The sequence below is a fragment of the Acidobacteriota bacterium genome (assembly GCA_012517875.1).
GTDB lineage: Bacteria > Acidobacteriota > JAAYUB01 > JAAYUB01 > JAAYUB01 > JAAYUB01.
The window spans coordinates 1-11,248 of the sequence record JAAYUB010000079.1 but is presented as its reverse complement, the minus strand read 5'-3'; the positions used below and the strand labels follow the sequence as shown (position 1 = coordinate 11,248).

Here is an 11,248-nt window from a genome sequence, read left to right as displayed (position 1 = left end):
TCCAGGTTCGAATGTTCCAGGTTCGAATGTTCCAGGTTCGAATGTTCCAGGTTCGAATGTTCCAGGTTCGCAGTTCGAAAACTGTTGATAGTTTATGGTTGATTGTTGATCGTTGAGAACGAGCCTCGAGCCTCGAGACTCGAGTCTCGAGTCTCGATGACGATTACGATCACGATTACGAATTTCGAGCACGAAATGCCAGCACGAGATCCGAGGCGTCAAATCAGCTCGGGGAGCTGCTGGACGGGGAGGGCGCGGACGCCCGGGCGGACGGCGGTGAATGCCGGCCCGCCCGCCGCCGGCAGGTGGACGACGACCGCGTCCACCGCCTTCCGAGGCACCGCGCGCCGCAGCCGGAGCAGCGGCTCGGCGTGCTCGGGGCGCACGGTGCGCGTGGCCTTGGCCTCCGCCAGCAGCAGCGTGCCGCCCCGGACGGGGACGACGAAGTCCACTTCCAGCCCCTGGCGGTCGCGGAAGTAGTACAGCTCCTTCCGCCGCCCGGCGTTGAGCTGGGCCTTGGCGATCTCCGCGGCGACGAAGCTCTCGAACAGCGGGCCGAGGAACGGGGACTTGGCGAGCTGCCGGGCGTTTTCGATGCCGAGCAGGTGGGCGGCGAGCCCCGTGTCGGCGAAGTAGAGCTTGGGCGACTTGAGGAGGCGCTTGCCGAAATTCTCGTAAAACGGCGGTACCAGCAGGATCTGGTGGGTGACCTCCAGGATGTTCAGCCACTCGGTCAGGGTGGGCACCGACACGCCCAGGGGGGCGGCCAGGTCGGTCTTGTTGAGGACCTGTCCGATCCGGGAGGCGGCGACGGTCAGGAAGCGGCGGAACGTCGTCAGGTCCCGGATGGAGCTGATGGACCGGATGTCCCGCTCCAGGTAGGTCTGGATGTAGGACCGGAACCAGGTCTCGGCGGTCGGGGGATGGGCCAGGACCTCGGGGAAGCCGCCCCGCAACAGGTCCACGCGGGGGGACTCGGCCGTGGACAGGGGCAGGAGGTGGAACACCGCGGCGCGGCCGGCCATGGATTCGGTCACGCCCCGCATGAGCGCCGGCTCCTGGGAGCCGGTGAGGTACCAGCCGCGCGGCCCGCCCGCGTCGATGCGGGTGCGGATGTAGCCGAGCAGCTCGGGCGCGTTCTGGATCTCGTCGAGGATGGCCGGCGGCCGGATCGCTTCCAGGAAGGACCGCGGATCGCTCCGCACCCGGCCGACGACGTCGGGATCCTCGAGCAGGTGGTAGCCCGCCCGCGGGAACAGGCGCCGGAACAGGGTGGTCTTGCCCGAGCGCCGGGGCCCGGTCAGGATCAGTGCGGGGAAGCGCGCGGCGGCGGCCGTGATGGGCTGGGCGAGAAGTCGCGGCACGAATTTCATGTGACAATTCTAAACTGTTACTTTAGAATTGTCAATCCATGAGAGATGCGGCGGGGGCGATTCACCGCGGAGTACGCAGAGGGCACAGGGAAGGTTGATAGTTGATGGTTGGAACTGGTTCGCAAGTTCCAGGTTCGCAAGTTCCAGGTTCGCAGGTTCCAGGTTCGCAAGTTCCAGGTTCGCAGGTTCCGGGTTCGCAGGTTCCGGGTTCGCAGGTTCCGGGTTCGCAGGTTCCAGGTTCGCAGTTCGGAAAGTGTTGATAGTCTATGGTTGATCGTTGATCATTGGGAACGAGCCTCGAGCATCGAGTCTCGATGACGCTCACGATCACGAATTACGGGCACGAATTACAAGCACGAAATCCGATGTCCGATGTCCAAAGTCGGTGACGCGTTCTGATCAATCAGCCATTGCACCACGATCCCGGCCCGCCAGGGCCAGACCGGATTAGCCAGGGGCGCAGCCCCTGGTGGGCGGTGGTTTGTCGCGTGGTCGCCCCAGCGGGGCGACAGGCAGGTGGCGTAAATCATGGTGGACGCCGATCGATCGAGCTATCGTTGAAACGCCGGGTTTTCCGAACGCCCCGATGTCGCCCCGGTGGGGCTTGGGGTGAGGAAAACAGGCGCCTACGTCGACGGGCCTCGCACCAGGGGCTGCGCCCCTGGCTAATGCCGTCCGGCCCTGCGGGCCGGGTGCGTGCCGAACGCTCAGCGATCAACCATCAACAATCAACCATCAACGATCAACTGTTGAGAACCTGCGAACATTCAAACGCCCGATCAGCGGCACGCATGTCAGAATGGGCACGAGCCCCGAGTCTCGAGCCTCGATCACGATGACGATTACGATTGCGATTACGATGACGATTACGAATTACGATTACGAATCACGATTCCGTCACGGGACCGGAGGCAGCAGGATGCCGTTGAAGAGGAGCTTGAAGGTCGCCGGCGTCGAGCCCCGGTGCTGGGGGTTGAAGCCGTAGAGCGCCAGCTGCCCCCTGCCCTTGCGCAGCCACACCACCGCCGGCCGGTTGCCCAGGAGCTCGACGCGCTCGGCGTAGCCGCTCACCAGAATGTCCTCCTCCGGGTAGAGCGCGGCCACCCGGCGGTCCATGTCCTGGTCGGGCACCGACGTGGCGAACACCGCCGCCGCGCGCGAGAACGCGGTGACCTCCGCCGGCATCCCCACGGTGAGGGGGCTGTCGGGGCGGAGCGCCACCCGCAGCCCGGCGCCGGGCACGTAGAGGCCGTCCTTGCGCAGCGCGTCGGACACCAGGCGCACGGGGAGCTGGAACTTCTCCGTCTCCTCGCCGCGCTTGATCTCCAGCGGCTCGGCGAAGAGCGCAGTGGAGCGGCCCCAGGCTAGGATCACCCCGCCCTTGTCCAGGAAGCTCATGAGCCGCTCCATGCCCTTGGGGCCCATCCCTTTCGTGAACTCGGCCGGCATGTCGGTCATGTAATAGCGGTCCTCGGCCTTCAGCTGGCCCGTCATCAGGATGTTCTTGTCGCTGTCGGGAAAGATCACCACGTCGAAGTCGCGGGCCAGATCGGTCGTCTCGAAGTCGCCGGGCCGCAGCACGGTGTACGGCACGCGGTAGTCGTCGAGCACGTAGCGCGTCCAGCCGGCGTCCATGTCGTGGAACCAGGTCTCCACCAGGGCGATGCGCCGCGGCGTCACCGTCTCGGCCGCCAGCGGCGGAGCCATCCGGCCCAGGAGCGGCGGCGCGCCGGCCGCCGCGGTACCGGCCTCCAGGCGCACCGGCGGCACCGCAACCGCCGCGGCCACGTCGCGGAGCTTGCCGGCCTGGCCCGGCGGGGCCATGATCACGAAGCTCCCCGCCGGCAGCGTCGCGTCGCCCACCGTCGTGTCCGCGGTGAGGCGCTGGACCAGCAGGCCGGCCGCCAGCGCGCGGAACGCGGCGCGGAAGGCGTCGTTGTCGCCGGCCGCCCAGGCCAGCGCGGTGGCGTCGGCCGGGACCTCGCCGGCGCCGGGCCAGCGGAACGCGCCGGTCACCTCCGCCAGCGACGCCGCCAGCGCGGGCGCCGCGGCGTTCACCGCCACGGCGCGCACGCCGCGGTGGCGCGGCAGCGACCAGCTGGTGATGTCGTAGGGACGGATCAGCTCGCCGCCCGGCGTGTAGTGCCGCACCGGGAAGCGCTGGTCCTCCATGAGCTCCTTGATGAGGGGGCGGTAGGCCTGGGCCAGCGGCACCACCAGGTCGCCGGCGCCGAAGGTGCAACCGTCCACGGCCAGCGGCGCCGTGAGCCGGTAGATCCGGACGCCGTGTTCCAGCAGCAGGTTGGCCAGGCCGGCCAGCTCGCTCCGGTCACTCTGCGCCAGCGGCAGGATGTAGGCATACGGGGCCTGGGTGCGGCCCCGCTCCACCTCGCGGCGGCACAGCTCGTTGCGGAAGGCGAGGATCTCGGCGCGGTTCTCGGCGGCGGTGCGGGCCACGGCCCGCATGCTCACCAGCTCGTACTGGACCATGTCGCCCAGCCGCCACCAGCCGCCCGGCCACGGGTCGGGCATGTTGGTGCTCTTCTTGTACTCGGCCAGGCCCTTGCCGCGGACGCCGAGCTCGGTGGGCTCCACGTAGACCGGCGTGGCCACCCGGCAACTGGCGTTCTCGGTGAGCATGGCGATGACGTTCTTGAACAGGCACGTCTCGGTGGAACCGGGCCAGTACTGGTCGAACCCCCAGTGCTGGGCCACGCCGCGGAGGCCCGCCGCGCCCATGTCCTTGGCCATGTTGGCGCCGAACAGGCCGCACCAGTACCACAGGTCGCGGTCCACGTTTTCGGCGATGGGGTCGTGGTTGGGCGGCACGAAGAAGCGCGGTCCGGTCTCGCCCATCTGGTGCTTCTCGATCATCACCTGGGGGAACCAGTCGGTGCTGAAGATGCGGTTGACGGCCCGCGTGTCCGACTGGGTCAGGGCGACGAAGTCGCGGTTGTTGTCGTGGCCCACGTACTTGTGGTAGACGCCCGGCAGGTCGCTCCCCTCCCACCTGGTGCCCTTGTGCTTGCGGTAGTGCTCCACCACCATCTGCATGCCGTCGGGATTGTGGCAGGGGACGAACATCTGGACCGTCTCGTCCAGGATCTTCAGGGTGGCCGCGTCGCGCGCCGTCACCAGGTCGTACACGTAGAGGGGCAGCATCTGGGAGGGCGCCACCTCCGAGGAGTGCATGGAAAGCGTCGCCAGCACGAACACGCGACCCCGGGCCACGAGCGCGTCCCGCTCGGCGGGCGGGATGTCCGGGTCCAGCGCCAGCCGGCGGTTGATCGCCTTGAGCTCGTCCAGGCGGCGGATGTTCTCGGCCGCCGACACCACCGCCAGGTACATGGGCCGCCCCATGGGCGACCGGCCGATCTCCACGAGCGTGAGCCGCTCGGAGGTGGCGTCCACCGCCTTGAGGTAGTCGATGAGCTGCGTGTAGTCGAACAGCTCCCGGTCGGCGCCGGGCTTGAAGGTGAAGAACGCCTCGGGCAGCGGCGGCTCCATGGTGATCCGGTTGGCCACCGTCACCGGGGCCGGTTTCGGCTTCACCGCCTGCTGCGGCGCCGCGGCGGCCCAGCCGCACCCCGCCGTCAGCATCCCGATGGCCATCGTGACGACAATCCCGAGAGCGCTCGCGCGCATTGTTCCGCCTGACCCGTTCATCGCGCCTCCTTGGAATGGCTGTCGCATTCAAGTCCGCCGTCCGGGCCGGGCTCCCTGGCCGCGGACCGCCGGATGCGGCGGATTACTCATTCTACTCCGACCGGGGGCAATGAAAAAGCACGAGTTGGCCTGCAGCGGACGGGCGCAACCGGGAAACACCCCGTGGTTGCCCCCCACCGCATCCATTGACGGATTGGGCAACGGCATGATGCCCCGCACAAGTTGCGGGCTGTCGCTGAAAATGCCACACCGTCAACGCGGCGCCTCAACCGCTTGCACACTCGTATCGATGATTGGCCCATCATCCGGCGAGCACAAGTGCAAAATCTCAACGTTGCACACAACAATTCATGTCGATTGGCCGAAAATTAGACAAACAACTCTGGAGGCACCCCATGGACATTCAACGCCTGGGTGGCGGGATTCAGCCCGACCTGCCCGAACCGGCCGCCGAGCCCGCCGTGGCCCGAGATCCGGCGACCATTCACGCCACGCCGATGCCCCTTCCCGGCACTGATTTGGCCGGCGTCACCCCCATCCCGATCCCCGGACCCGACCTGATCAGCGCAACTCCGATCCCCCTCCCCGGACCCGGCCCCATCAGCGCCACGCCCATCCCCCTCCCCGGTCCCGGCCCCGACGGGGTGATCGTGCTCGGGCCGGGACTGCGTGCCGAGCAGGATGTCCCCCCCACCCCCGATCCCGAACCGGAACCCGAGCCGACGCCGCCCAACCCCGAGGGCGGATTCGTGCGCGCGGCGCAGTTGCTGAACATATTCGAGGGAGGCGTCCCCATTCCCGGGCCCAAACCGGGGCCCGATCCCGGTCCCGGCGGCCCGTTGATCTTCGGGCCGGGACTCCGCGCCGAGCAGGACGTCCCCCCCAGCCCCAATCCCGAGCCGGAGCCGGATCCGGACCCCATCCCCGAGCCGGACCGGGGCTTCCTCCGCCAGGTTGAGTTGGGGCGGCTCCAGGACGGCGCCGTGCCGATGCCGGGCCCCCGGCCGGGCCCCGGACCTCTGACGGGCGGCGGCGTGGTGTTCGGGCCCGGCCTCCGGGCCGAGCAGGATGTCCCCCCCAATCCCGAGCCGGAACCCGATCCGGATCCCATTCCCGAACCGGACCGGGGATTGCGCCTGCAGATGGAGCTGGGCCGCTTGCTGGACAAGGCGGCTTTGAAGAACGGGCCGGAGCCGGATGCGCTCTCAAAAAAGGGTTGGGATCCGGATCCCGATCCGCCGCCTCCGGACAAGCAGCCACCCTCTTCCAAACAGGTGAAATAGCGCCCCCAGGTGCGGTGTTCCGCAGCCGGCCGCCCCGCCCAGAAACGGCCGGCTGCGGCGGCATGAAGACAGCGGCCCGGTGGTCCGGCGCGATCCGCCAGACGAACGGCTTTCACTTCGTCAAGCGTTCACTCCCGGCGGACGTCCCGCTTCAGCCGGCTGATCAGGGCCATGATCCGCAGGACACCGTAGCCCAGCAGGATCGCCGCTCCGGCCTGCAGCATCCGGATGATCTCCCGTGCCGTCGTCATGGATTCAGGCATCCGCTGGGTGGTGAGGATGACCACGTTCAGCGCCAGGATCACCACCAGGATGCCCAGCACCCGCCGGTACTTGTCGATCCGCGAGGCGGCATCGGAGAAGATGTCCGGCAGCGGACCCTCCGGCGCGGGTTTCCGGAAGTAGTGCCAGTTGGCCAGCGTCGCCACGCGCTCCCAGCCGGCGTCGCGAAAGAGGCCGAAATACTCTTCTCGCTCCGCGCCGGTGAGGCGGCGATAGTCCAAGCGGTAGGCCACCGCCGCCGGCTCCCCCCGCTGGAACGTGTAGCAACCGATCGTCAGGTTCCGCAGGTGCCACCCGTCCGCGGCCATTCGCGTTAACCACGCCTCCTCAGGCTGGTCCTGCCACACCCAATACAATTTGAACACGCGCCGGATCTCACTCATGGTCCTCCTCCCAGCCGTCGATGATCTGATGGCCCAGCCGGGCCAGCCGGCTGAGGCGCTCCGATTCCAGCCGCACCACCCGGCGCCCCAGGGGGGTGAGCGCGTAGAGCTTACGCCGCTCATCCCCGGCCGGATTATCGCCGGCGCGCGCGATCAGTCCCCCCTCCAGCAATTTGGTGAGCGCGCCGTACAGGGTGCCCGGTCCGAGCCGGATCCCGCCCCCGTCTTCCCGCGCCACCGCCTGCATGATCCCATAGCCGTGGCGCGGTTCCGCCAGCGCCGCCAGGATGGCAAAGGTCGCTTCAGTCAGGGGCAGGTGCCGCCGGGCTTGGCTGTCAAGGTCGACCATCGGACGTCCTCCTGGATCGGTGCTCTATAGCGGCTCTCGATATATCGTCATACGATATATCAACCGGAATGTTTTGGCCGCTGCGATATAATAGCGACAGAAATATTCCGTTCCACATTCATTCCATCACGAGAGGTCCATCATGCGCAGACGTGAGGGATGGCCACCTGACCAGCACCGCCGGCACATGGGACCCGAAGGGCTGATGGGGCGCCTGGCGACGGGATCGGCGGCCATCTGGCTGACGCTGGTCCTGGCCGCTTCACCGGTCGGCGGCGAACTCGCTCCCCCGCCCGGGTTATTTCAGGAACGAGCCTTCACCCTTCCAGCACTCGACGGCAGTCGAGCCGAGCTCGCCTTCACCGCCTCCCGGCCCTGTCGGATCCGGCTGGTGGCCCAATGGAGCGGCACGGCGTCGGAGCTGTCGCTGCAGCTGGCGGGTCCCGGGCGAACCGAACCGTGCGCCCGCCGCGAGGGTCCGAGCCGCCTCACCCTGGACTATGCGGTCACGGCGGACGACCTGCGACTGGGCCGGAACTGGATCGCCCGCGTCGTCAACCACAGCCGTCGGGGGCCCGCCGACGGTGTGCTACGGGTGATTGTCGCGCCGGTGCTTGCCTTCGACTACGACTTCCTGGGCGATTACCCCCGCGATCGGGAGCCGGGCTGGGGCGACGAGTGCCAGGGGATCGCCCACGACGATGCCAACTGGTTCATTTCACAGCGCTATTACCTTTGGAAATTCCCATTGGCGTCGGACCTGAATGCGGACCGACCCCGCCCCGAGCCCGCCGCCGGGATCCTGATGACGCGGATCCCCCGGGCCTTGAGCGACAGCCACTACGACCATTTCGGCGACGGCGACGTCCGCGACGGCCGGCTGTACATTCCCCTCGAGGACTCCAGAGACGGAGGGAATTTCGCCCGGTTGCTGGTCTTCGACACGGCCGACTTGCGCTTCATCGCTTCAGGTGAGCTCTCCGGCGAGCGCCATGCGCCCTGGTGTGCCGTCAGCCCACATGACGGACTGCTGTATACATCGGGATTTTCGTTCGTCTGGGCTCTCCGCACCTTCCGGCACGAAATCGTCGGCCGGGCACTGCGCCTGGAGCTCGACCACGAGCTGGCGCTCCGGGACGGTTACGGCGAGCCGGTCCGCTTCGACCGGGTGCAGGGGGGCGCTTTCTCCGCCGCCACCGGCCTGTTCTATCTAGTCAACGACGAGGGCACGGGCGATTCAGGCGGCATCTTCGTCTTCGACGGCCGCACGGGAGTGCAGGTGGGCCGGATCTGGATCGACTACCGTCGCGGTTGGGGTCAGGAACTGGAGGGGATCACCGTTTGCGACCGCGATGACCGACGGGCGCCAAGCGTCGGCGGACAGGTCCACACCGTCATGATTTCAAACGCCACCGCTACGACCGATCTCTGGATCAAACACCACCGCGTGCCCCTGGAGAAGGTTATCCGTATGAAAAGACCGGAGATGCAGGCACGACCTCTGCAGGATAGAGGCCCCGGTCGCTGACGACGGCCTGATCTCCCCTTGACACCCCTCACGTAGTCCGTTAAAGAGGGTGAAGGACGAAACGTCCCGGCCGGTGGCCGGGCGTTCAGCAAAACCATGGGGGGAGGACGGCATGAACGGACCCAAGATCCTGGTGCTGGAATCCGACTGGGGCGTGCGGGGGGCGAGCCGAAAGGTTCCCCGGAACCGGCCCATCGGGCCGCAGCACACCTACCGCGACATTTTCCGGACCGCGGCCGAGATGTTCGGCTGCTCGGTGGATGTCGCCTATTTCACCGGCGCCGACGGGTTCCAGGTGTACCTCGACCGCTTCAACCACCGCGGCGACGTCAAGTACCTGGTGGTGGCCAGCCACGGCACCCGCCGCTCGGTGGACGCGCCGGGCGGCCGCTTCGACCCGTTCAGCCAGCTCCTCGACCGGGTGGACAAACCGAAGATCGGCGTCCTGTTCGCCGCCTGCCACCTGGGCTGGAGCAAGGCGGTGCACGAGGGGCTGCTGGGCATCGGTCATTTCCAGTGGACCGCCTCCTACCGGACGGTGTCGCACTACATCACCGGCCTGCTCACGGAGCTGGCGTTCTGGAACTATTACTTCAAAGGCGTCCGGTACGTGAAGACCAGCGGCGACCGGCTCTGCACCGCCCTGCCGCCCGGCGACCCAGTCGGCGCCGCCCTGATGACCTACGCCAACGTGGGCACCGCCGTGGGCTGCCGGTTCGACGTGCGCATCCTGAACCGCTGGGGCATCGCCTCGTCGCTCGAGATCCTGTCCCACCTGCTGATCACGAGCGGGATCCGCCCCGGCGGCCTGAAGCGCACGGCGGTCTCCGACGCCTCCCGGCGCCTCGGCGAGCAGTATGAAGAGCTGTTCCTCAAGGCCTGGAGCGGGATCTGGGAATGGCAGACGTGAGGGGGGAGTCGAGGCTCGAGGCTCGAGGCTCGAGGCTCGGGGTTCGGGGTTCGGGGCTCGTTCCCAATCTGACATGCGTGCCGCTGATCGGGCGTTTGAATGTTCGCAGGTTCTCAACAGTTGATCGTTGATGGTTGATCGTTGATGGTTGATCGTTGAGCGTTCGGCAGGCGCCCGGCCCGAAAGGGCCGGACCGGATTAGCCAGGGGCGCAGCCCCTGGTCAGGCGCCTCCACCTCGCGCGTCTGTTGTCCCCACCCCGAGCCCCAGCGGGGCGGCATCGGGGCTGCGGAACCACCCGCTCACCCTCCGAATTCGTAATCGTGATCGTAATCGAGGCTCGAGACTCTGGGTTCGGGGCGAGAGTGAAATTTGAGCCTCGACGACGAGCACGATTACGATGACGATTACGAATTACGAACTTCGAGCGCTTGCAGAAGCTTCCACTGTTTCTCTCCTATCTCCTATCTCCTCACTGTTCACTGTTCACCGTTCTCTGTTCACTGTTCTCCGTTTACTGTAAAATGTCGCCATGGATTTCGAACGCGGGGCGGTTGTCGGCAACTACCAGATCGAGGAGCGGCTCGGCCAGGGCGGGCAGAGCCAGGTCTACCGGGCGCGGGACCTGAGCCTGAAGCGGACCGTGGCCATCAAGTTCCTGTCCGACGCCCACCTCGACGACGACACCTCCCGCAAGCGGTTCCTGCTCGAGGCGCAGGCACTCTCGGCGCTGAACCACCCGAACATCGCCACCGTGTTCCACATCGGCGAGCACGGCGACGTGCCGTTCATCGTCATGGAGTACGTCGAGGGGCCCACCCTGACCACTTACCTCCGCACCACGCCGACCGACCTGTCGGGCAAACTGCGGCTCATGATCCAGATCACCGCCGCCGTCGAGGAGGCGCACCGCCAGGGGATCCTCCACCGCGATCTCAAGCCCGGCAACATCCTCACGGATCGCGACGGCCGCGTCAAGCTCGTGGACTTCGGGCTGGCCAAGGTGACCCGCGGCGTGCTGCGGGACCGCCTCGACCAGGCCGACGATTTCACGGCCACGGGCAATATCGTCGGCACGGTGTCGTAACTGTCGCCGGAGCAGGCCCGCAGCGAGCCGGTGGACGAGCGGAGCGATTTGTTCTCACTGGGCGTGATCTTCTACGAGATGCTGAGCGGCACCCGGCCGTTCGAGGGCCCGTCACCGCTGGCCACCATCGTGGCCATCGCCAACGAGCCGCCCCGCGAGCTGCCGCGTGAGGCGAACGTGCCGGCGCCGCTGCGCCAGGTCATCGAATCCCTGCTGGCCAAGGACCACGAGGCGCGCTACCCCTCCGCCAGCGAACTGCTGGCCGACCTGCGCGCGCTGGCCGACGAGGACACGCGCGCCGACACCACCATCCGCCGCGCCGCCGTGCGGCTGCACCGCCGCCGGCGGCGGCTGGCGCTGATTGCGGCCGGCGCGGCGCTGGCCGCGG

General features: G+C 67.5%; 10 protein-coding genes. 5 read left to right on the top strand and 5 right to left on the bottom strand.

Annotation, left to right across the window (positions count from 1 at the left end; genetic code table 11):
* The 3 genes from GX414_08380 to GX414_08370 form a co-directional block, all read right to left on the bottom strand.
* Positions 1–89 (bottom strand): copper-binding protein (locus GX414_08380; GenBank protein ID NLI47109.1); only part of this gene is annotated, 89 nt, incomplete at its 3' end.
* Positions 90–218: 129 nt separating this feature from the next.
* A complete protein-coding gene (locus GX414_08375) occupies positions 219–1,373 on the bottom strand; it encodes an ATP-binding protein (GenBank protein ID NLI47108.1) in 1,155 nt (384 codons plus the stop codon).
* 897 nt (positions 1,374–2,270) lie between these two features.
* Entirely contained in the window at positions 2,271–5,018 is a 2,748-nt protein-coding gene (locus GX414_08370; protein NLI47107.1) for a hypothetical protein, read from the bottom strand.
* Positions 5,019–5,434: 416 nt separating this feature from the next.
* On the opposite strand from GX414_08370, the gene GX414_08365 reads away from it, so the two are divergent.
* Positions 5,435–6,322, top strand: coding sequence for a hypothetical protein (locus GX414_08365; protein NLI47106.1), 888 nt, complete (start codon positions 5,435–5,437; stop codon positions 6,320–6,322).
* A 128-nt stretch (positions 6,323–6,450) separates the two neighbouring features.
* Here GX414_08365 and GX414_08360 read toward each other — a convergent pair whose 3' ends face one another.
* On the bottom strand, positions 6,451–6,987 hold the full coding sequence (locus GX414_08360) for a DUF2812 domain-containing protein (GenBank protein NLI47105.1): 537 nt from the start codon (positions 6,985–6,987) through the stop codon (positions 6,451–6,453).
* On the bottom strand, positions 6,980–7,336 hold the full coding sequence (locus GX414_08355; protein ID NLI47104.1) for a helix-turn-helix transcriptional regulator: 357 nt from the start codon (positions 7,334–7,336) through the stop codon (positions 6,980–6,982). Before GX414_08355 ends, GX414_08360 begins: the two co-directional genes overlap by 8 nt.
* Before the next feature lie 142 nt (positions 7,337–7,478).
* Here GX414_08355 and GX414_08350 point away from each other — a divergent pair, with 142 nt between their 5' ends.
* From GX414_08350 to GX414_08335, 4 genes are all read left to right on the top strand, one after another.
* Positions 7,479–8,864: a hypothetical protein gene (locus GX414_08350; protein ID NLI47103.1), complete on the top strand. Its 1,386-nt coding sequence runs from the start codon at positions 7,479–7,481 to the stop codon at positions 8,862–8,864.
* A 112-nt stretch (positions 8,865–8,976) separates the two neighbouring features.
* On the top strand, positions 8,977–9,774 hold the full coding sequence (locus tag GX414_08345) for a hypothetical protein (GenBank protein ID NLI47102.1): 798 nt from the start codon (positions 8,977–8,979) through the stop codon (positions 9,772–9,774).
* A gap of 531 nt (positions 9,775–10,305) precedes the next feature.
* Positions 10,306–10,860 carry a serine/threonine protein kinase gene (locus tag GX414_08340; protein ID NLI47101.1) on the top strand — a complete coding sequence of 185 codons (555 nt, stop codon included), beginning with the start codon at positions 10,306–10,308 and terminating at the stop codon, positions 10,858–10,860.
* A gap of 30 nt (positions 10,861–10,890) precedes the next feature.
* On the top strand, positions 10,891–11,248 hold a 358-nt coding region (locus GX414_08335), incomplete at its 3' end, for a protein kinase (GenBank protein ID NLI47100.1).

Excerpts from the sequence above, each read along its gene's own strand:
- GX414_08375 (NLI47108.1), bottom strand. The coding sequence starts at position 1,373 with ATGAAATTCGTGCCGCGACTTCTCGCCCAGCCCATCACGGCCGCCGCC.
- GX414_08370 (NLI47107.1), bottom strand. The coding sequence starts at position 5,018 with ATGCGCGCGAGCGCTCTCGGGATTGTCGTCACGATGGCCATCGGGATG.
- GX414_08365 (NLI47106.1), top strand. The coding sequence starts at position 5,435 with ATGGACATTCAACGCCTGGGTGGCGGGATTCAGCCCGACCTGCCCGAA.
- GX414_08360 (NLI47105.1), bottom strand. The coding sequence starts at position 6,987 with ATGAGTGAGATCCGGCGCGTGTTCAAATTGTATTGGGTGTGGCAGGAC.
- GX414_08355 (NLI47104.1), bottom strand. The coding sequence starts at position 7,336 with ATGGTCGACCTTGACAGCCAAGCCCGGCGGCACCTGCCCCTGACTGAA.
- GX414_08350 (NLI47103.1), top strand. The coding sequence starts at position 7,479 with ATGCGCAGACGTGAGGGATGGCCACCTGACCAGCACCGCCGGCACATG.
- GX414_08345 (NLI47102.1), top strand. The coding sequence starts at position 8,977 with ATGAACGGACCCAAGATCCTGGTGCTGGAATCCGACTGGGGCGTGCGG.
- GX414_08340 (NLI47101.1), top strand. The coding sequence starts at position 10,306 with ATGGATTTCGAACGCGGGGCGGTTGTCGGCAACTACCAGATCGAGGAG.